The sequence below is a fragment of the Psychrobacter sp. UBA6291 genome, assembly GCF_002439405.1.
Classification (GTDB): domain Bacteria; phylum Pseudomonadota; class Gammaproteobacteria; order Pseudomonadales; family Moraxellaceae; genus Psychrobacter; species Psychrobacter faecalis.
On record NZ_DJUD01000042.1, the window covers coordinates 59,106 to 80,771 of the forward strand.

The 21,666-nt window shown below is 43.1% G+C and carries 19 protein-coding genes; 14 read left to right on the plus strand and 5 right to left on the minus strand.

Annotated features, from left to right (window positions below; translation table 11 throughout):
• Positions 1 to 120 precede the first annotated feature (120 nt).
• Positions 121 to 699, plus strand: a complete 579-nt coding sequence (locus B3R91_RS07220; RefSeq protein WP_223808538.1) for a DUF2062 domain-containing protein — start codon at positions 121 to 123, stop codon at positions 697 to 699.
• 109 nt (positions 700 to 808) lie between these two features.
• Here the strand turns inward: B3R91_RS07220 and B3R91_RS07225 are convergent, their stop codons facing one another.
• The 3 genes from B3R91_RS07225 to B3R91_RS07235 form a co-directional block, all read right to left on the minus strand.
• The gene (locus B3R91_RS07225) at positions 809 to 1,126 is read right to left on the minus strand and encodes a hypothetical protein (RefSeq protein ID WP_198327921.1); all 318 of its coding nucleotides are present in this window, start codon (positions 1,124 to 1,126) and stop codon (positions 809 to 811) included.
• Between the two features lie 214 nt (positions 1,127 to 1,340).
• Positions 1,341 to 2,021 (minus strand): lipoprotein-releasing ABC transporter ATP-binding protein LolD, encoded by a 681-nt coding sequence (gene lolD, locus B3R91_RS07230; RefSeq protein ID WP_068408142.1) that lies wholly within the window; start codon positions 2,019 to 2,021, stop codon positions 1,341 to 1,343.
• A 51-nt stretch (positions 2,022 to 2,072) separates the two neighbouring features.
• Positions 2,073 to 3,308, minus strand: coding sequence for a lipoprotein-releasing ABC transporter permease subunit (locus B3R91_RS07235; RefSeq protein WP_286796998.1), 1,236 nt, complete (start codon positions 3,306 to 3,308; stop codon positions 2,073 to 2,075).
• Between the two features lie 461 nt (positions 3,309 to 3,769).
• Here B3R91_RS07235 and B3R91_RS07240 point away from each other — a divergent pair, with 461 nt between their 5' ends.
• On the plus strand, positions 3,770 to 4,750 hold the full coding sequence (locus B3R91_RS07240) for a hypothetical protein (protein WP_286796999.1): 981 nt from the start codon (positions 3,770 to 3,772) through the stop codon (positions 4,748 to 4,750).
• A 107-nt stretch (positions 4,751 to 4,857) separates the two neighbouring features.
• Here the strand turns inward: B3R91_RS07240 and B3R91_RS07245 are convergent, their stop codons facing one another.
• On the minus strand, positions 4,858 to 5,247 hold the full coding sequence (locus B3R91_RS07245; RefSeq protein ID WP_068408139.1) for an SCP2 sterol-binding domain-containing protein: 390 nt from the start codon (positions 5,245 to 5,247) through the stop codon (positions 4,858 to 4,860).
• 876 nt (positions 5,248 to 6,123) lie between these two features.
• On the opposite strand from B3R91_RS07245, the gene ccoN reads away from it, so the two are divergent.
• The 6 genes from ccoN (at position 6,124) to B3R91_RS07275 (ending at position 12,279) form a co-directional block, all read left to right on the plus strand.
• Positions 6,124 to 7,605, plus strand: a complete 1,482-nt coding sequence (gene ccoN / locus B3R91_RS07250) for a cytochrome-c oxidase, cbb3-type subunit I (protein ID WP_286797000.1) — start codon at positions 6,124 to 6,126, stop codon at positions 7,603 to 7,605.
• Between the two features lie 9 nt (positions 7,606 to 7,614).
• Positions 7,615 to 8,253 (plus strand): cytochrome-c oxidase, cbb3-type subunit II, encoded by a 639-nt coding sequence (ccoO, locus tag B3R91_RS07255; RefSeq protein WP_286797001.1) that lies wholly within the window; start codon positions 7,615 to 7,617, stop codon positions 8,251 to 8,253.
• Positions 8,253 to 8,435 carry a cbb3-type cytochrome oxidase subunit 3 gene (locus tag B3R91_RS07260; protein ID WP_183618778.1) on the plus strand — a complete coding sequence of 61 codons (183 nt, stop codon included), beginning with the start codon at positions 8,253 to 8,255 and terminating at the stop codon, positions 8,433 to 8,435. The genes ccoO and B3R91_RS07260 overlap by 1 nt, the downstream gene beginning before the upstream one ends.
• Positions 8,432 to 9,577: a cytochrome-c oxidase, cbb3-type subunit III gene (ccoP, locus tag B3R91_RS07265; protein ID WP_286797002.1), complete on the plus strand. Its 1,146-nt coding sequence runs from the start codon at positions 8,432 to 8,434 to the stop codon at positions 9,575 to 9,577. The genes B3R91_RS07260 and ccoP overlap by 4 nt, the downstream gene beginning before the upstream one ends.
• Before the next feature lie 509 nt (positions 9,578 to 10,086).
• Positions 10,087 to 11,499 (plus strand): cytochrome c oxidase accessory protein CcoG, encoded by a 1,413-nt coding sequence (gene ccoG, locus B3R91_RS07270; protein WP_201588893.1) that lies wholly within the window; start codon positions 10,087 to 10,089, stop codon positions 11,497 to 11,499.
• A 198-nt stretch (positions 11,500 to 11,697) separates the two neighbouring features.
• Positions 11,698 to 12,279, plus strand: a complete 582-nt coding sequence (locus B3R91_RS07275) for a FixH family protein (RefSeq protein ID WP_191690606.1) — start codon at positions 11,698 to 11,700, stop codon at positions 12,277 to 12,279.
• A gap of 235 nt (positions 12,280 to 12,514) precedes the next feature.
• Here B3R91_RS07275 and ttcA read toward each other — a convergent pair whose 3' ends face one another.
• Entirely contained in the window at positions 12,515 to 13,714 is a 1,200-nt protein-coding gene (gene ttcA / locus B3R91_RS07280; RefSeq protein WP_286797003.1) for a tRNA 2-thiocytidine(32) synthetase TtcA, read from the minus strand.
• Between the two features lie 273 nt (positions 13,715 to 13,987).
• Here ttcA and queC point away from each other — a divergent pair, with 273 nt between their 5' ends.
• The 6 genes from queC to rlmKL all read left to right on the plus strand — a co-directional run bounded on the left by queC (position 13,988) and on the right by rlmKL (position 21,646).
• On the plus strand, positions 13,988 to 14,800 hold the full coding sequence (gene queC, locus B3R91_RS07285; protein ID WP_286797004.1) for a 7-cyano-7-deazaguanine synthase QueC: 813 nt from the start codon (positions 13,988 to 13,990) through the stop codon (positions 14,798 to 14,800).
• Between the two features lie 341 nt (positions 14,801 to 15,141).
• Complete coding sequence (locus B3R91_RS07290; protein WP_144297135.1) at positions 15,142 to 15,471, plus strand: hypothetical protein; 330 nt, start codon at positions 15,142 to 15,144, stop codon at positions 15,469 to 15,471.
• A 171-nt stretch (positions 15,472 to 15,642) separates the two neighbouring features.
• Positions 15,643 to 16,140: a peroxiredoxin gene (locus tag B3R91_RS07295; RefSeq protein ID WP_286797005.1), complete on the plus strand. Its 498-nt coding sequence runs from the start codon at positions 15,643 to 15,645 to the stop codon at positions 16,138 to 16,140.
• Positions 16,141 to 16,211: 71 nt separating this feature from the next.
• A complete protein-coding gene (locus B3R91_RS07300) occupies positions 16,212 to 17,708 on the plus strand; it encodes a dihydrolipoyl dehydrogenase (RefSeq protein WP_286797006.1) in 1,497 nt (498 codons plus the stop codon).
• Between the two features lie 224 nt (positions 17,709 to 17,932).
• The gene (locus B3R91_RS07305) at positions 17,933 to 19,120 is read left to right on the plus strand and encodes a mechanosensitive ion channel family protein (RefSeq protein WP_226928854.1); all 1,188 of its coding nucleotides are present in this window, start codon (positions 17,933 to 17,935) and stop codon (positions 19,118 to 19,120) included.
• Between the two features lie 204 nt (positions 19,121 to 19,324).
• Positions 19,325 to 21,646, plus strand: coding sequence for a bifunctional 23S rRNA (guanine(2069)-N(7))-methyltransferase RlmK/23S rRNA (guanine(2445)-N(2))-methyltransferase RlmL (rlmKL, locus tag B3R91_RS07310; protein WP_286797007.1), 2,322 nt, complete (start codon positions 19,325 to 19,327; stop codon positions 21,644 to 21,646).
• Positions 21,647 to 21,666 lie beyond the last annotated feature (20 nt).

The following is a 21,666-nucleotide window of genomic DNA, read 5'->3' on the forward strand; positions in this document are numbered from 1 at the left end:
AACATTATCTAGCCGCTTTTCTGATAACATTTATAGCTATATTTTTTATTAATAATATCACTGTATATCATCCCATCAATATGATTGAGCGGGCTGAAGATAACATGTAAAGGCGATTCTGTGCCAAACAAACGTCTAAAAGACCTACTCCCTACCCCTGAAAAAATCTTAGAAAGTCGCTCATTAAAACTATTTGCGCCGCAACTTGCCGACCCGCGTTTATGGCATTTTAATCGCCATAGTTTAAATAAAGCGGTTTATATAGGCGTGCTCAGCGCATTTTTCCCGTTGCCAGGACAGATGTTGCTGGCCTTAATCGGCGCGCTTATTTTTCGTGCCAATGTGCCGATGGCGCTTGGTCTGACTTGGATTACTAACCCGCTGACGACCCTGCCGGTGTTTTATGCTGGCTACTATATCGGTGCCAAAATCCTTGATGTGCCGATGATTAGCTTGCGAATTATCGGTCGCATGATTTCAGATTTTACCTTATGGATTATCTCTGATGGCGCCAATCCTTTTATCACTTATAAAGGCACGGTATCTATCGCCGCTTTTTGTCTAGGGCTAACAATTTTAGCGGTCATCAGCAGTATTGTCTGCGGACTGGCGTTTAAAGCCATCTGGCGCTATAAAACTGTCACCAGCTGGCAAAAACGTCAGAAAGACTCTGCTGAAAAAACCAGCAAGCATGAATAGCGTGAATCCTTAATAATCAATTTTGCCGCGTCAGTCATCTTATAAAAATAGCAGCATTTTATAAAGTTGGAAATATCTTATAAAATCATTACCCAATTCATAAGCGACCTTATAACTCGCCTTCTTCCTCTTTATGCTTGTCGATAGCGTTTTTAACATTATCAGCCAGATTATTATCCATCACAAAGATATCTATCACCTTCTCATCTTTTAGCAGCGTATAACGTTTTCCCGTGGCGCTATCTTGCGCCTTTAAATCGTAATCTGCACCCGCTAAGGTAATTGAGTCGAAAACCGGCGTCAGCAAGTCTATTTGTGCTTGTCTATCAATGGTGTCAAACAGCGTCGGATCCATATAAGGCTTTAGTGGTTCGTTACCTTCTTCGGCGCTACCAAACGCTTCAATCGGGTCATCATTTTTATCCATCTCATTATTCCTTATTTAGCATTTTAGTTATGATTTTATCTATTCGTTAAGTTTGCTAGATACAGTCTGTTTTTTGAGTTGCTTTTATCAGTAATTTTTATAGTCAGTAATTTTTATAGTCAGTAACTTTTATAAAAAAGCTAACCGTATCATGCTGCTGCTCAGTAACAGCAGTTCTACAGTTTATTGAAAAAAAGTATTAAAAATGACGCCTTTAGTAATCTTCCCAATGCCCATTACGGAGTAGGAGCTGACGGTCAGCAAGGGCTGCCAAACTACGGTCATGCGTCACCATCAATAGCGCCGTTTGCATGGTGCTTTGTAGCTCGGATAACAGCCCAAACACACTTTGGGCGTTGTCATAATCTAAGTTACCAGTCGGCTCATCGGCCAGAATAAGTGATGGTTTGGTCACAAGCGCGCGAGCAATCGCCACACGTTGACGCTCACCGCCTGATAGCTCACCGGGTCTGTGCGCCAAACGATGCTCCAAACCGACACTTTTTAAAATATCTATCGCTTGTTGACGTGCCTCGGTCGTCGATACTTTTGGGCGCATCAGTAGCGGCATAGCAACGTTTTCAACCGCGGTAAATTCGGCTAACAAATGGTGAAACTGATAAATAAACCCCAAGTGTTTATTACGCATCGCCCCGCGCTCGGTCTCATTCATACTATTTAATAGCTGCCCGTGTAGCCAAACCTCCCCGCTACTGGGGGTATCAAGTCCGCCAAGCAAATGCAGCAAGGTACTTTTCCCCGAACCACTGGTACCAACAATCGCAATGCGCTCACCGGCATTGACGGTCAAATCCAGACCGGTCAATACTTGCGTGCTCACCGCCCCTTCATCATAAATTTTATTAATATTGGTCGCTTTTAAAATTTCAGACATGGTACTTCCTTTGTTTTCTTTATCATGGCATTGACGATTGACGCCTGTAGATTACTCGTAACGCAGCGTTTGCGCAGGCTGAATTTTCGCTGCTCGGCGCGCTGGATAAATGGTCGCCAAGAAGCTCAGTATAAATGACGCACTGGTAATCAGCACCACATCGGTCAAACGCAGCTGCGATGGCAGATAATTTACAAAGTAAGCATCAAACAAATTGAGGCCAAAGGTTTGATTGATAAAGCCCAAAATATCACTGACGGTCAGGGCAAAGATAACACCAAGTATCGTGCCCGCAATGGTACCAATAAAGCCAATAACGATGCCCTGTACCATAAACACATGGGTAATCAGACGCGGTGAAGCGCCAAAGGTTTTTAAAATAGCAATGTCTGCTTTTTTGTCGGTGACTAGCATCACCAAACTTGAAACGATATTGAAAGCGGCAACAAGGATAATTAAAAACAGCAGCAAGCCAACCATGGCTTTTTCCATTTGGATGGCACCAAATAAGTTGCCGTGCGTTTGCGTCCAATCGCTAGGATAAAGCTTGTTAGGCGCAATAGCTGCTGCTTTTTGGGCCGCCATCGGTGCGTTAAAGATATCGTCAAGCTTCATACGTATGCCCTGCGCGCCCTCTGGTAGACGCAGTAATTTTGCCGCATCACCCATCGGAATAAACGCCATTAGGCTATCTACCTCGGGACTGATGGTAAAAATACCTGTCAACGTAAAACGCTTGAAGCGCGGTATCACACCCGCTGGTGATGGCGACGCTTCTGGCAATACCAACGTCACTTTATCGCCTAAGCGCAGCCCCAAAGACTGCACCATCTCTTCACCAAGAACAATACTGAATTCACCGTTTTGCAGTGTATCAATACTGCCTTCTATCATGTGCTCGTTGATGATAGAAACGTTTTTCTCATACTCTGGATCAACGCCGGTGACCATAATCCCAGCCACTTGACCGTTGGAGGTCAGCATACCTTGCAGCTGAATAAAGGGTGCGACGGCATCAACTTCGGGATCTTCTTTAATCTTATCAGCCACCTCTTTCCAATCACCGATAATCTCGGTTGAAATAACCGTCGCTTGTGGCACCATACCCAAAATACGCGTTTTGAGCTCGCGATCAAAACCATTCATGACCGATAGCACCGTAATCAGTACCGCCACGCCAAGCGTCAGACCAATCATTGAAATCAGCGAGATAAAGGAGATAAAACCATTACTACGCTCTGCTCGGGTGTACCGTAAGCCGATAAATAACGCTAAAGGACGAAACATATTCAAACTCTTTATCTTATCTACGTGCGACTTTATTTATGTTATAAAATCCAATGCAGCAACCGTCTTTTAGCATGACACTCACTAAGGCCGTCGCCGCAAAAACATATCAATCGAACAAAAAACAGGGGATTATGAGCAGCAAAATACCGCTGTCAAAAGGGAGCTAGTTTGACACAATTTGACTTATATGTGCCAGTCATTAGCGCAAACTGCCGGTATTTTTTAATAAAAACTCAACTTTTCATATTATTTTTGACGAGGGGCTTGCTATTAGTTGCGTCTATACCTATATATTGTATGCTAAGGACAATTGTCACTAACCCCTCATTGTTGTTTGTTGCCTCTTTACTGACGACATTGCTGGTTATCATAAACCAATCCGCTCATATATTGGATAATGGTCAGCAATCACAGTTTTAGACCCAAACTTCATGGCTGACTTAAGTTTGAGTATATTCATGACCATTAATTATCAATATAAAAACATCCAATCTCCCACCAAAATTACCTTAACTGACGAGCAATCTGCTGGTCACGCCGATCATTGGCGCATTTTGACCGATGACATGAGTCAAGACGTGCCAGAATGGCTGCAAAAGATGATTGAAAAAGCAGCTATGCCAAAAGGGCTCAACAGCAATGTCAGCGCCAAAGACAGCTGCTTGCTGCTATCTGAAGACCAGCCTTGTCATATCAATCAAGTGCTGGCGATGAAGGACGGCAAGCCTGAATGCTTTATTAATGCTTACCCTTGTGTCGATAGCCCTTATGGTTTGACGTGCAAAATCGAGCGCATGATTGTCAATGACAACACTCACGATACCGTCTTACGCTTACGCACCGCTGATGGCAGCATTATTTATGCTTTCGACCAGCTATATACCGCTAACCGTCATTTATATCAGCAAGATACCGCTTATTATGTGAACTTTAGTGCGTGGGCGCATGAGATTAAGCTGAGCGAACAAGACGAAGTGATTATGGTCGAAGACCAAGAAGCCATTCGCTACCATCGCGCCTTTAACGACATCGTTGCCGCTAATGATGGAAAAATGCCTGACGATTTACAAGAGCAAATCAAAGCATGGCAGCCTCAAACCAAAGAACAAATGGCGCCCGTCGAGATTAATCTCGGTCATATGTGCGCGTATTTGTTCGGCGATACCATAGGGCAAGAAGATGAAGCATGGTGTCAAGGTCAGGTGCTTGGTAAGCAAGAAACACTATTTAATGGTCAGACCATTATCTTATTTGATGTGGTGGTACTGCGTGAACAAGATGCAGACCCTTTTGTCATTCGTATCGGCGCACCTAAAACCGAAGCCACCGCTGCTATTGAAGTGCATGATTATGTACAGGCGAATATCTGGTTACAAGCGGCGATTTACAAAGAAAATCAAAAACCACAAACAACTGCGCAACAATCAAAAGCCAGTTAATTTAGAAGTTACTTTACTGTTAAATTCTCCGACGAAAAAGCCCTTAATTCATATTAAGGGCTTTTTTTATGCTAAACGTTATTGATACAAAAATGAAAAACAAGTCATTAAGCTAAGGTAGTCATTGACTTGATATTACTATAAAGCTCTTTTTGCTCAGCACTTGGACGCGCGGTTTGTACTGCCATCAATTGTGACATATCACCTTCGACACGAATTTTACCGGCCATAAAAGCGCCCATGATTTCATTGGTATCAAAGTTGGTAATGATAGATTGCAGCAGGCTACGATCCAATAATAAGGTTGTGGTTGCCTTATCATTCAAACCGCGGTGCAGTAAGCCGTCAGCAAAGCTTGCTTCGATATCTTGCTCCGTATCGGTAACTTTTAAGTTCACCACCATATTAGCAAGCGCTGGTGGTAAATTTAATTCACCGGCTTCTTGACCCATTTTCTCAACTTGCTCAAACCATTCGTCTGTCAAAAAAACTGCCATATTATTATCCTTAATACCTATTACTTATGAGGTTATTTATGAAGGTAGGCTTGTGCCAGCATACGGCTAAGCCTAACCACTATTTAAAAGTTCAAAATATTCGTTAATATCAGTATAAAGCACTTGGTTAGCGATAATACAAGGCGTCATTATAAGGTGCGATTCGATGATAAGTAAAACTTATTTATAGCGCAAATGCTGCTATTGTTACAAAACCACCGCTTAATTGTATTTTTTGCGCCAAAAAGCACTATCTTTTTTCACCCCTAGAATAGTAGGGAAATTGGGTATAAAATAGGTGTATAACGCTGAAAGATTATATCGTTCATAACTATTTTACCAAAGAGTTTGTATTTTGGCGCATAGTTCTGATGATATTTGATTAGGTTTGCGTTACAATACCCTTAAACAGAGTCGGGAGTTTTAACTAAACATTACGTAAACATGGTTTTTGTCAGCCGCCGCTAGCATACATTGATGGTGTATAAGTTTTTTATCACCGATTGAATATCAGTATCTATCTTCGTTCATACTGGCTTTTTAGCAGTAATAATTAAGATACATACTCAGCCTCAATAGATGTTTGATGCTCAAGGAAGGCACATTATCTTATCAAATTTAACCGTTTATTATTTATTAATCATCCTATTATCGTCCAGCTGTGAGCGCCGTGCATTTATATCGCCGCCCTCTACTCAGCAGTAACCGCTGATAACTAGTGTAGGTTTGACTTAATAGTAAATAAGGTCTCGATAATAAGATTTGGCAAAAACAACATGTACCGCAACCATAATCTGCTTATAATTTTTTATAATATAGAGGCTGCGGAGAGTTAGTTAATTCTGTTGATAATTCGGGCTGTAAAGGAATCATCCAATGAGTTTACAAAACACAGCAGTCGCCCCAATTGACCGTGAGTATGAAATCACTGTCGTAAGATTCTTTACGATAATGGCCGTGATATGGGGCATCGTCGGCATGAGTATTGGTGTGTTCATTGCTTCACAGTTAGCATGGCCAGCACTAAACTTTGACATTCCATGGCTGACATTCAGTCGTTTAAGACCGCTACATACTAACGCGGTCATTTTTGCGTTCGGTGGCTGTGCCCTGTTCGCAACGTCTTACTATATTGTTCAGCGTACCTGTAAAACGCGCCTATTTGCACCGTACTTAGCTTGGTTTACCTTTTGGGGTTGGCAAGCGGTTATCGTCGCAGCGGTGATTACTCTTCCTTTAGGTCTGACATCGACCAAGGAATACGCTGAGCTTGAGTGGCCAATCGATATCTTGATTGCTTTGGTATGGATTTCTTATGCCATTGTGTTCTTCGGTACGCTCATCAAACGTAGAACTTCACACATTTATGTGGCTAACTGGTTCTTTGGCGCATTTATTATTACGATTGCTCTACTGCATATCGTAAATAGTATGGCCATCCCTGTTAGTGCGTTTAAATCTTACTCATTATTTGGCGGTGCAACTGATGCGATGGTGCAGTGGTGGTACGGACATAACGCGGTAGGTTTTTATCTAACGGCAGCTTTCCTTGGAATGATGTATTACTTCGTTCCAGTACAGATTGGTCGTCCTATTTATTCTTACCGTTTGTCTATCGTTCACTTTTGGGCATTGATTGCTTCATATATGTGGGCTGGTGGTCACCATTTGCATTATTCAGCGCTTCCAGATTGGACGCAGTCTTTAGCAATGGTCTTCTCTATCATCCTATTCGCACCATCTTGGGGTGGTATGATTAACGGTGTACTAACGCTATCAGGCAGTTGGGATAAGCTGCGTACCGATCCAATCATTCGCTTTATGATTGTGGCATTGTCATTCTATGCGATGTCGACGTTCGAAGGCCCAATGATGTCTATTAAGACGGTGAACGCCTTATCGCATAACACTGACTGGACAGTAGGTCACGTACACTCAGGTGCGCTTGGCTGGGTAGGTATGATTACCATTGGTTCGCTATATGTACTGTTACCACGTATTTATAACAAACCAAAAATGTACTCAATCAGCTTAATCACTACGCATTTTTGGCTGGCAACTGCAGGGACAATCTTCTACATCGTATCTATGTGGATTTCAGGTATCGGTCAAGGCATGATGTGGCTTGCGACCAACCCAGATGGTACTTTGGTATATAGCTTCGTTGATACTGTTGAATTCTCGCATTTCCCATACATTGGTCGTGCTTTTGGTGGCCTATTGTATGTGTCGGGTATGTTTGTGATGGCTTACAACTGTTATAAAACACTCAAGATGCCAGAAGGTAAGCCTGTAGATGTCGCTGATCCAACGGATCATGAACCTAGTGTCGAAAAACCATCGACAGCTAACGTATAAGGAGCGATCATGGCTGGTACACCGCATGAAATTATCGAAAAAAATACAGGCTTGTTGGTCATCGGTATCGTTATTGCTATTAGCTTTGCAACGCTAGTTGAAATCGTACCACTTATTTATGATAACAAGGGTCCTGAAGAAGGTGGGGTGAACGCTCCCCTTCCTTCTATGGAGCCATGGACTGCACTAGAGTTCGAAGGTCGTGACATCTATATTCGTGAAGGCTGTCACGTTTGTCATACCCAAATGATTCGTCCTCTACGTGCTGAAGTTGAACGTTACGGACCTTACTCACGTGCTGCTGAGTCAACGTGGGATCACCCATTCTTATGGGGCTCAAAACGTACTGGACCTGACCTGGCACGTGTTGGTCAGCGCTACTCTGAAGAGTGGCAAAAACAGCATTTGATAGACCCGCAATCACTCGTTCCTGAATCAGTGATGCCAGGTTTCCCATGGCTTGCCACCAACGAAGTCAATGGGTCAAACGTTCAAACGAAAATGCGTCTATTCCGCGATCGCTTCGGTGTTCCTTATACTGAAGAAGATATCGAAGGAGCTCCCGATGCTGTTCTTGGTGCCACTGAGCTTGATGCTCTTGTTGCCTATCTACAACAGTTAGGCACCGCGATGGAAGGACAGCGCTAATGGGTATTGGTGAATTACAAACAATTGCGACCGTTTCTGCCTTTGTTGCCTTCGTAGGTGTTGCATGGTGGGCGTATTCGCCAAAAAACAAAAAACGCTTCGAAGAAGATGCACAACTTGCGCTTGATGACGAGGATATCGAATCTTTGTCTGAAGAGCAGCGCAATAAGGATAAACGATGACATTTTTTTGGAGTTCTTGGATTACCATCCTCAGTATCATGTGTTGGGCAGGTATCCTCGGCGTCTTACTAATGGTGTTGAAGTACAAGCCAGAAGTAGAAGAAGACGGTACTACTGGTCATACTTATGACGGTATTCAAGAATACGATAAACCGCTTCCTAAATGGTGGTTGGTAATATTTTTTGGCTCAATCATTTGGGGTGCCGCATACTGGGTATTTTTCCCAGCTATTCAACCAGCAAACTGGGACGGCATCGCAACGGTAGAAGTCGATGGTGAAACAGTGCCATGGTCTTCTAAGAATGAGTTGTTCAGCGAGCTTGAGAGCAATAACAAAGTATTCACGGATAACTTTGAACAAAACATTTTGGCTAAAGCAGATGCCAGCGGTGCGACTAAAACGCTAGCAACGCTGTCTGAGATGCAAGCGACCATGCGTCGTAGTGAGAAGCCACCAGCAGAGCTACAGGCTCAAATCGACGAGAAAGTGGCCGAGTTGGCACCTTATGTCGAAAAGCTGGCTGAAAACCCGAATGCATTGAAGGTTGGTAGTCGCTTGTTCTTACAGAATTGTGCTGTCTGTCACGGCTCTAATGCTAAAGGTGCTTTGGGCTATCCAAACCTCACCGATAACGATTGGTTATATGGTGGTGAAGCTTCACATATCCTAACGACGCTACATAATGGTCGTGTTGGTGGTATGACAGCTTGGCGTGATCAGATTGGTGAAGATGGCATACGTGCAGTGTCTGATTACGTACTATCTATCTCTGGTAATCAGCAAGGTTATGAGCTTGACCAAGCTAAAGTTGCTCAAGGTGAAGTGATATTCAATGAGCCTACCAACTGTGTGCTGTGTCATGGTAATGATGCTAAAGGTATGATTTCTACTGGCGCACCAGATTTGACTGATAATATTTGGTTGTATGGTGGTGATCGTGAAAGTATCCGTGATACCATCCGTTATGGCCGTGCCGGTGTGATGCCAGAGTGGGAAACCAAACTAGGTAATGAGCGTATTATGCTGCTTGCTGCGTATGTTTATTCTCTATCAGACAGAACGCCTCAGCCTGCTAAAGCGCAGCCTGTTTCTGCCGCTGCACCAAAAGCAGCCACACCTGAAACGGCAGTTGCAAACTAAGCACATTTAGTCAGTTGTATATCGTAAATAAGTAGTGTTTGACAAAGGGAGGACTGTGATTGCAGTTCTCCCTTTTTAGTTATTTATCAGCTTTATGTTTTATTAATAAACTCTGCCTACGAGCAACTCGCAAAATCAAACTGCCGATAGATTTAATACTTTTTATGCTCTATCACCACTGGTTTTGATATTTATCAAGCTCAATAGTGATACGCACTTTGTCTATCAATAAGTCGCAGATAAGTATTGCTTTTTAGCATTCTCACCCCATTTATAGTAGGGAAACTGCTAAAATAGCAATCGAGTAGAAACACTATAGAATCATCTATTTAAGCATATTTTAATCCTTTATTTACAATCGCTCATTTGGTAGCAAGTTTGGATACTTTTTTTGGTATGAGACTTGCTACTTACTGACATTGATAACATCGCACATCCATATACCTAGCCATTCAAGGTATTTGTTCATCATGCCAGCAGACTGATTCTTTTTTTAAAGAGGCACGTTTATGTCAGCACAACCATCCAATAAAATTCCTGTCGTTGAGGTGGATCTTAACGCCAATAAAAAACGCGTTCACCCTAGGTTTATCACTGGATTTTACCAAAATATCCGCGTGATTAGCATGTATGCGTTATTGGCATTATTTTTGATTTTACCGTGGATAAGGTATAACGGCAGGCAAGCTATCTGGTTCGATGTGCCGTCGCAGCATTATTATATTTTTGGTATGACGTTTCTGACCCAAGACTTTTACTTTCTTGCCGTCTTTGCGCTTATTGCGGCTTTTGCGCTATTTATGGTGACGGTATATGCAGGGCGGGTTTGGTGTGGTTATGCCTGTCCGCAAACCATCTGGACGCATATGTTCCAATACGTTGAAAAAATAGTCATCGGCGATCGCAATAAACGTATCAAGTTTGATAAAGAACCTATGAATGCTAAAAAAGTCTTCAAGCGTTTTTTAATCTACTTTATTTGGTTTGTATTTTCGATGATTACGGCGATGACGTTTGTCAGTTATGTATCAGGGACAGAAGCTCTATATGGTAGTTGGCAAATGTTAGGGGGCGTTATCCCCTTCCCTGACTGGTCAACGTGGATATGGGTATCGATATTTATTTTCGCTTTTTCAACTTACGTCAATGCAGGCTATATGCGTGAGCAGATGTGCGTGCAAATCTGTCCTTATGGTCGCTTCCAAAGCGTGATGTTTGATAAAGATACCTTGATTGTTTCTTATGATTATGAGCGCGGTGAACCTCGCGGCGCCCGTAAAAAAGGCACCCATCCTGAGAATTTAGGCGATTGTATTGACTGTACGATGTGCGTGCAAGTATGCCCGACGGGTATTGATATTCGTGATGGGTTGCAGGTTGCCTGTATTCAGTGTGCCGCCTGTGTCGATGCTTGTAATGATGTAATGGATAAAGTTGGCTACCCACGTGGCTTGATTCGTTATACCACAGAGCGTCAATTGGTCGAAAAAGAGCCAAGCCGTGTACTGCGCCCGCGCTTTTTTGCTTATTTAACCTTGCTTGCGGTACTTTGTGGCGGTGTGGTTTATGCATTGACAGACCGCGTACCGTTAGAGATTGATATTCGCCGTGACCGTAATCAGTTGTCGTCAGTAAACCAACAAGGCATGATTGAAAACAGCTATATCGTTAAATTGACCAACAAAACCCAAAGTGCGCACACTTATAAAATAAGCCTTGAGCCACAAGATGGGTTGAGCTTAGGCGTACGCTTCAACGATGTGCCATTAGAAGCAGGCGAAAGCTTTGATATGCCAGTCAGTATTTATGGCGACCCTGAGGTGATTGAGTTTGGTCAAACGCCGATTACTTTAACAGTAGCCAGCGAAGATGGTAAATATAATGTGAGTAAACAAAATATCTTTACCACGCAAGGGCAGTAATTATTGAGTATGTAGTTGCTTTTATCTATTCATCCGCTCGTTAGTGGTGCTTGGTCAAAGGCTAATCATCACTGACTGGCAGCTGAAGTATTTATCATTAAACTGGCTGCTCTGAGCCGTCGGTTTATTTTTTGATAGCGTTTATAATAAGCTGACAAACCGCACTTTATAAACGAATATCTGATTAATAGGTATGTTATGTCTAGTCCAGCACCGAACTTTAAGCATCAAGACAGCCAACCATGGTACAAAAACTATATGGTGGTTATCTTTGTCATTGGCATGCCAGCTTTTGTAGTAATCGCTTGCATTTGGTTTGTTTATTATTCTTATCAAATCCGTGATAGCGTGGTACGCGACGATTGGTATATGGATGGCAAAACCCTATATCATGACGTCTCACGCGACAAGCTGACCTATGATTTAGATTTACATGGCAAGATGCAGTTTGCCGATAATGGCGATGTCGTGTTTTATCTCAATTATCCTGAGCAAAGCTTGCAGTCTGGTAAATTATTAAACGGTGAGCCTTTAACCTATCCTGACTCTTTAGAGTTGTCTATCTCGCACGCCACCGACATTAAAAAAGACCGCGATGCGGTACTCAAACATCAAGAAGGTAACAAGTACACGGCGCAAGTCGATTTGGATGACGTAAAAGGCAAATATTATTTGCAAGTCAGTTATGATGGAAAGAATGATTGGCGCATGCAGGATGTGGCAAAATTACCACGCCCTGAGGTGAGTTTTAACCCTCTACCCGTTTTTGCCAAAAGTTAATTGTTAAGGTTAAATAAATACAAAAAAAACCAGCCATTAGTGAATAATGCGCTGGTTTTTTTTGGGGGTTAATTTTATAAAAATATAACGAGTGAAAAGTAATATTGATATATCACGCACTGTTGATATCAGTTTTTCTTGCTTGCTGTGCCTGCGCAGACAGAGGCCACAAAAAATTGATATCAGCAATACCGTCGCGTTTTTAGGATATTTTGACTATAGCTATCTATATGATTTAAATCACCGGATTAATCGTGGGGATTTTTTGCGTGGTACGGCTAGTTTTTGCCATGCTATCGGTGCTTTCTGCCTGCTGATCATGGTCGTGGTCGTGGTTGTGATGACTGGCAAACTTCGGATTAAAAACTTGAGTTTTTGGCGCTACTGGTAAACCAATCTCAGCCAAACTGTCGGTCTGCCCTGCTTGGATATTATCGCCTTCAAATAAGCGCTCATTGTCATCGCGCTCTATGTTTAAAGTTTCAAAGTCAAACAACTCGCGATCGGCCAATTGTGACGGCGCGACGTTTTGCATCGCTTTAAAAATAGACGCCAAACGCTGTGGATGGGCGTTATCCCATTCGCGTAGCATATCATTGATAATTGCGCGTTGCAGATTGGTTTGGCTGCCGCATAGATTACACGGAATAATCGGAAATTCTTTTAAACGTGCGTATTCAATGATGTCTTTTTCTTCAACGTAAGCAAGCGGACGAATCAGTAAGTTTTGCTTATCATCGCTTAGCAGTTTTGGCGGCATGGATTTCAGCGCGCCGCCGTGGAATAAATTTAAAAAGAACGTCGCCAGCATATCATCGCGGTGATGACCAAGGGCGATTTTGGTGGCGCCGATTTGTTTGGCAAAACCATATAGCGAACCGCGACGCAGGCGTGAGCAGGCTGAGCAGTACGTTTTACCTTCTGGCACCACGCTTTTGACGATACTATAGGTATCTTTTTCTAAAATATAATGGGCAATACCTTGCTCATTCAAATAAGCGGGCAAAATATCTTCGGGATAACCGGGCTGCTTTTGGTCAAGATTTACCGCAACGATATCAAAGCTAATCGGGGCAATGCGCTTGAGCAGCAATAAAATATCGAGCAACGTATAGCTGTCTTTACCGCCTGAAACGCAAACCATAACAACATCGCCGTCTTCAATCATATTGAAATCGCGAATCGCCCATGATACTTGGCGGCGTAGCTTTTTTTGTAGTTTACGAAATTCCGCCGTTTCAGTCGGTAAGATTTGCGTAGAAGATGCTTGCTCAGCGGTATTATTACTTATAGCCGCGCCAGCAATGTCGTCATACCCCATACTATCAGTATCTTCAGCATAACTATCCCAGCCAGTATCGGTAGAACTGGTTTTCGAAGAGGCTTCATCAAACTGAGAAGGGATTTTAGGCGTAAACAAGGTCGCGACGGTCATAAGGTACTCAATATCTTTACAAAGTTAATTTTACTACAAAGCAATTAGCAATATTTTTCAGCAGGTGGGCTTTAAAAGCAGCGATTATAACAAATTTTGCTAACAGATTGAAAAGTCGCACAAAATTAGTGGCTTTTTGAGCCTATTTTTATCGCCACTTAAGGGCAATTAAACATATCTTCAAAGTTATACAATAATGTCACCTTAGTTAAAATAGCCATTTCTCAAAAACTCAAGTTTTTCAAATTTCTTAAACCAACAATAGACAATACTATGACTCAAATAACTGCGCAGACCTCCTCTCCCAGTCCCAAAGATAATGCTGATTTAGCAGCACTACATAAAAGCCAAAATGCCGTGGTGCTGCTATCAGGCGGGCTTGATTCCGTGACGTGTTTGTATTGGGCAAAGGCGCGCTATGCGTCTGTGACGGCGGTCAGTTTTAACTATGGTCAACGCCACAATAGCGAGCTTATCGCTGCCAAAACCATTGCAAAGACTGCCAATGTTAACCATCGCATTATTGATATCGATATCGCCCAGCTTGGTGGCTCATCACTCACCGACCACAGCATGACTGTCCCTGATGGCGATACTGATAAATTCCCGAGTAACAATCGCGATGGCAGTGATGTCAATAATATCGATAACGTTGATAATAATGCCATTCCAAATACCTATGTGCCGGCGCGTAATACCATATTTTTATCTTATGCTTTAGCAGTCGCTGAAGTCACTGATGCTAATCATATCGTCATCGGTGTCAGTTCGGTCGACTATTCAGGCTACCCTGATTGTCGTCCAGAATATATCGCCGCCTTCGAACACATGGCAAACCTCGCCACCAAAGCTGGCGTTACTGGTCACCATTTATCGATTCAAACGCCGTTGCAGCATCTATCCAAAGCCAAAACTATTGAGCTCGGTTTAACGCTCGGGGTCGATTATGGACAGACGATCTCTTGTTATCAGGCAGATGCCAATGGTCTTGCTTGCGGTATTTGCGACAGCTGCGTCCTACGTCGCCAAGGATTTGCCCAAGCTGGGGTTTCTGATCCGACGCTTTACCAGTCTAATGAGTCTTAATAAACCTTTGGAAATATTCTCTTAAGTATTTGAAAATGGCGCTATTATTGTCTTGGCGCGGCCGCCCATTAAATATTTGCGCAACATTTGCTTGCATTAACACAGCACGCTAGCGTTGTATTTTAGACGATTTACTTGCTATGGTATGGGCGACTATGTCAGTCACAAGCGACATGTACTGCTGGTTTACTAAAATATAATGAGTGACATAGATAAAAAAGCTTTTATAGTTACCTATACTTTTATCATCACTTATATAAGCCATAAAACCTGTGACCATATAACACTACCAAGATTTTATATAAAATCTGAGAAATTGACACGACCCGTAGAGGATGTTTATGAAGTTTTTGCCCGTTTTACCCCTAGCTCTTGCTGCGCTGTTTGCCTTACCACAAGCAAACGCAGCCGACATCAAACAAGACAATATCAATACCTGTGTCAAAGGCGCGGTCAAATATAAAGTCGCTAATAAAAGCGATGCTACCAAACTTTGTAACTGCACCATCGGTGTCCGTAGCAATATGACCATCGGTCAAATGTGGGAAATCGAAAGCTATGCAAAAAGTAAAAAAGACCCATCAGGTCTTCCCTACGTGAAAAAAATGCAAAAAGACTTGCAGCAATGCACCGTGGGCTTGGACCTAAAACAGCCACAAAAACCTGCCTAAGCTGCTTAAGAAAATATTTGCTACAAAATACAAAAGACTGGTCATCGCCAGTCTTTTTTGTTGCGAATGAATAAGTGAAGTGTAAAACGGAGTATTTATTTCTGCCAAACTGCCTATAATAAGACCACCTACTATAATATACGCATAACCGAAACTAATAAGGATTTTATAATGGCTAAGCCCACTACAGAGAACCTTGCCCTACCCGATTTTCCGGTCACTATCGTGCGCGAGCTAGACGGCAATTTTATTTATGACGATATCAGCCTAAAAGAGCTGGTTGCCCATACCGATAAAGGGCTTATCTTATATTTTTATCCAAAAGACAACACCCCAGGCTGTACCACCCAAGCGACAGAATTTACTACTCATATCAATGCATTTGATGAGTTGGGCTACGATATCATCGGTGTGTCGCGCGATAGCGTTGAGTCTCACGAAAAATTCATCGCTAAGTACAATTTGCATATTCCTCTGATTAGCGACAGTGATGAGAAGTTGTGCCAATATTTTGATGTGATTAAAGAAAAAAATATGTATGGCAAAGTCAGCTTAGGCCTTGTACGTTCAGCCTTTGTCTTTAATAAAGATGGCATTCTTACTCATGCACAGCGCAATTTACGCGCGGCAGGCTATACCGAACGCTTACTCGCCACGCTCACGCCATAATATTTTTATGATTATTTGGCAATTTTATTTATCTCTATCGACTACTATAAAACCTTTTTTTTGTGAATAATATGAATCAACAGACTGACAGCACCACCGATAATAACACTGATAAAAAAGCGATGCGCAAGGTAACGGTGGCGGTCATCGGCGCCGGTACCGCCGGTCAAAATGCCTTTCGCCAAGCCAGAAAACTAAAAGACGACGTCCTCATTATTAATGACGGCTCTTGGTCAACAACTTGTATTGCCGTCGGCTGTATGCCGAGTAAACTTCTCATCGCTGCTGCCGATCGCGCCTATGACACCAACCATTCTGGCGAGTTTGGTATTCATGCTACTGCTCAAATAGATGGCAAACAAGTGATGGAGCGGGTTCGCGCCGAACGCAATCATTTTGCCAGTTACGTCCAAAAACAAGTAGAAAGCTGGCCTGCTGAGACAAAAATAGCGGGTCGCGCTTACATCAACCAACAAGGTCTCATTGAGGTCAATGATGAACTCATCGAAGCCGATAAAATTATCGTGGCGACTGGTAGTAAGCCGTTTATCCCTGATAACTGGGCGGATAAACTTGGCAAAACATTATTGACTTCTGATACTGTCTTTGAGCTAACTGATTTACCAAAGTCTCTCGCCGTCATCGGCGCAGGGGCTATCGGCTTGGAGCTCGCCCAAGCCTTTACACGTTTGGGCGTCGAGGTGACACTTTTTAATCGCGACAAACGCGTCGCCGGTTTAAAAGATGAAGATATCAATAATAAAGCCATTGATTGCTTAAGTCGTGAGCTGACCATGCATTTGGGTAGCAAGATTAACGACGTCGGTCAGCAAGCAGCAGATAACGAAGGCTCAGCGGCTTTTATCGATTACGAAGACAGCGCTGGTGAGACGCGCCAGTGGCAGGGCGATTATGTATTGGTCGCTACGGGCCGACGCAATAATATCGCGGCCCTAGGCATTGTAAACGTAGGTGTTGAGCTTGATGACAAAAATCGTCCAAAGCAGCTCGATAAAAAAACGGGTAAAATTGGCAATTTAGAAGTTTATATTGTCGGTGATGCTAATGCCAATCTGCCTTTATTACACGTTGCCAGTGATGAAGGTTTTAGTGCTGGTAGTATGGTCTGTAACAACAATAGCGATACTTATATCCGCCCAACTGCCGCGCCGTTTTCTATCGTCTTTTGCTCACCACAAATCGTCAACGTCGGCATGTCGCTACCTGAAATACAAGCCGATCCGGAGCTTGAATATGTGATTGGAAAAGCCAGCTTTGATAATCAAGGTCGTAGCCGCGTGATGGGTGTCAATTGCGGCCTACTGCACATTTATGGATGCAAAAAAACAGATAGAATTTTGGGCGCAAGCATGGTTGCCCCTGATGCTGAATATATCGGTCATATATTAGCGATGGCGATTACCAATGATATGAGTATAAAGGACATGCTCGACACGCCTTTTTATCATCCGACGATACTAGAAGGTCTGCGTACGGCGTTACGCAACGTTCAGCGCATGATGAAAATCCCTTATCAGTATCACGATACTCAAGAAGGGACTTTTTAATCGACTGATAAAACCATTTTTATTAAAATTAACGTTAATATGGTCTAAGCTATTACGCCCAGTTAAGCTTAGATTGAGAATGAGCTGCGCGGTTTACGCTGATTGTTCCTCAAAAATTTAGCGTTAAAACTTTATTATTAGATGATTTTATAGCTGAATTATCTTAGTTTAAGCTCTTTTTACGATTCATTTGATGTAGACCCAAACTTTGCATGGATAAAACAATGGCAATCGCTGGTATTACTGACTTCTTTCAAGAGATTGTTCGCGACCTACATACCAGCCTATATATTGCTATCGGCGGCTCCATCGAAGAAGATTCACTCGACTGGACTTCTAAATCAGTAGAACTGGTGAGCACGGCCATCAAAATCCTAATACTGCTGGCGGTATTGGGATTTTTTTATTGGCTTGCCATCTATCTTATCAAAAAGAGTAAAAGCCGCATTGGGCTCAATGAACGCCGCTCTAAAATCGCCCGCTCGGTATTACGCTATATTTGGATAGTCAGCAGTTTAATCGCTATTATGAGTCAGCTAAGCTTTGAACCAGATACGGTCAAAGCCACGGCCAAAGCCAGTACGTGGGCGGGAATTTACTATGTGTTATGGGCGTCATCTGGACAAATTATACATAAGGTTTTACAGCACTATGGTCTAAACGCCTCTATTGAGCAGCTGCTTAAAAATATTTTATCGGTGCTATTATTGGTATTCGGGCTTGCCAGCGTTATGGCACAATTTGGCTTTGATATCGTATCTTTGGTAGCAGGTCTGGGGATTGCCGGTATTGCCGTGGGTTTTGCCGCCCAATCGACGCTTGCTAACTTTATCGCCGGTATTACCATTTTACTTGAGCAGTCCTTTCAAGTCGGTGACTGGGTCAATATCAATGACAATGAAGGGCGGGTTGTGGTCATCGCGTTACGCACGACCCATATTTTAACCCGTGATAACATCACCGTCATCATCCCCAACTCCAATGTCGCCTCATCAGTGGTCACCAATTTAACTTCAAAAAACTTTATCCGTTTTGATATCCGTATGCGCATTGCTTTTGAAGATGATGTCGATAAGGCGCGCGAGGTTATTTTACAAGTATTGTCTGATAGTGAAGTGGTGCTAAAACGCCCTGAAACCTCAGCGACGGTAGACGAGATTGGCGAATATGGAGTATTTTTTGTCATCCGTTTTTGGGTCAAGCCTGCCGCCGTTGCGCGTATGCCAAAGATTAAAGAAGCCTTGACGGAAAATATCAAACGGGCGTTCGATGAGGCAAATATCTCAACCCCCTACCCGCATATGCGCCTGCTAATGCCAAAAAACGTTGATTCTCCTATCGACACCAAACCCTTTGCAACCACGACCAAACTGATTACTGAAGACAACTCATTAAAAAAAGATGCTGAATAACGGCTCGATAATCTCAAAACCCAGTAAGTCATCATTTTTTCAACGTAGCTTTTAAACACTGCACCATAAACACTGCCACTTTAAACTATCAACTTCGTAATTATGGTAAAATTGCCAGTTAAACCTCATAATTTTAAGCCTTAAGATTTTAAACATCAGGGTTTTGAGGTGCATTATTTATCAATTTAGCCCACAGGTAACCGTATGACCGAAACAACCGCGCTCGCCACATCTATCACACCTGCGCAAGCGTCTTCGCAAGCATCTTCTAATAGATTATCGCTTGACCTTATCATCACCTGCGCCGATGGATTAGAAGCACCGCTGCAAACTGAGCTAAGCAGCTTTGGCATTGCAAGTGAGATGAAAAGTACAGGACGCTTAGCGGTCACTGGTAGCTTGCGCGACCTTTATACCATTTGTTTATGGTCACGGGTGGCGTCGCGGGTATTGATGCTGATTAAACGTAAAAATATCAATACTGAATACGATGTGGCAGAACAGCTGTATGGCTTGGCAAAATCGGTCAATTGGACCGAGCAATTTAGCTTAGAGCAGACGTTCGCCATTCGTCTGTCTGTCGATAAGCGCGTTGCCGTCAGTCAGCAATTCGCCATGCTGCGTATCAAAGATGCGATTGCCGATACCTTTAATGAAATCTATGACAGCCGTCCGAATGTCGATAGTAAAAACCCAGATTTTTCAGTCTTTGCGACGGTCAATGATAAGCAGGCTGAGCTGTATTTAGATTTATCAGGTACCAGTTTGCACCGCCGTGGCTACCGCGTTGCCATGACTGAAGCGCCGCTAAAAGAAAACTTGGCAGCGGCGCTACTTTATAGCGCGGGTTGGCATAAGAAAAATGATGCCGGTAATGCCCCTTTTTATAATGCTCTAATCGACCCGATGTGCGGCTCTGGTACTTTTATCATTGAAGCGCTACTCATGCACTGCGATTATGCTGTCGGTATCGATAAAGCGGCCAATCAATTTGGCTTTTATCAATGGCAACATCATGATGAAGCGCTATGGCAACAGATGATTGACGATGCGCAGACGCGTTTTCGTGAAGCTTTAGAGATTATCAACGAACAACCTGATACCTTGCCGCTCGTTTTGGGATTCGATGCCGATAGTGGCGCGATTTTGGCGACAGAAAAGAACTTGATTGCCGCAGGTTTGCAGGATTTATTACCGCTACTTGACCTTGAAACCCGCGCCCTCAATCAGCTCAGCCACGTTTTAAAGCCGTTAGCCGATGATGGCCGCTTAAGCAATCCTCTGGTCATTACCAACCCACCTTATGGTGAGCGTTTGGGCGATGAAGATATGATTAAGCCGCTATATCAAGCGCTTGGGCTTATTTTGCAAGACAGCTTTGCGGGTAGTGGCGTCAATCCGATGCTTGGTATCTTGGCAGCCAATGTCGAACAGGTTGATATCTTGCCCATTAAAGAGCCAAAAACTTTGCGCTGCCATAATGGGGCAATCACGGTTTATTTCCGCTACGGTACCTTAATTGCTGGGCAAACAGGCAGCCTCATTAGTCGCTTTGAGAAGCGCGAGATTGCCGTGGAAGAAGGACAAGACTTTATTAATCGTTTGCAAAAAAATCTGGGCAAACTTAAAAGACTCGCTAGCAAAGACACTGTCAGCAATATTCGCGTATATGACGCTGATTTGCCTGATTTTAAAGTGGCGATTGATTTGTATGGCGATTACGTACACGTACAAGAATACGCGCCACCAAAAACCATTCCGGTAGAGACCGCGAAAAAACGTTTTAATTTGGCCTTGATGGGCATTCGCGAAGTGCTCAACATTAACCGCGAACAAGTTTTTATCAAAACTCGGGCACGCCAATCGGGCAATGACCAATATAGCAAGCAAGGCAGTAGCGAAAAGCGCGGTAAATTTTATGTTGCGCGCGAAAATGGCGCCTATCTGTACGTCAATTTTACCGATTACCTCGATACAGGCTTGTTTATTGACCACCGCAATATGCGCGCCCGTATCAAAGACAATAGCCGCGGCAAATCGGTGCTGAACTTATTTGCTTATACTTGCACGGCGAGCGTCCACGCGGCATTGGCTGGCGCGAAAAAAGTCACCAGCGTTGACTTATCGCAAAACTATCTCGATTGGGGCAAGCAGAACTTTGCTTTAAATGGTTTAAATGTCAGCAGCAATAAATATCAATTTGTCGCCGCTGATATTTTTGAATGGATTAAGGGTAATACGGAACAATTTGATATTATCTTTATCGATCCGCCAACTTTTTCAAACTCGAAAAAGTTCCAAGGTACCTTTGATGTCCAGCGTGACCATGCTGCCCTTATTAATCGTGCGATGAACCGCTTAACCTCTGATGGCGTGTTATATTTTTCCAACAACTTCACGCGCTTTGAGCTTGATGAGCAGTTAACCGAACGCTATGACATTATCGATATCACGCCACAAACGATAGGCTTTGATTTTAATATCAAAAAGCCGATTCATCAAAGTTTTGAGATTCGCCATCATTAGAGCTGCTTGGTTAAATATAA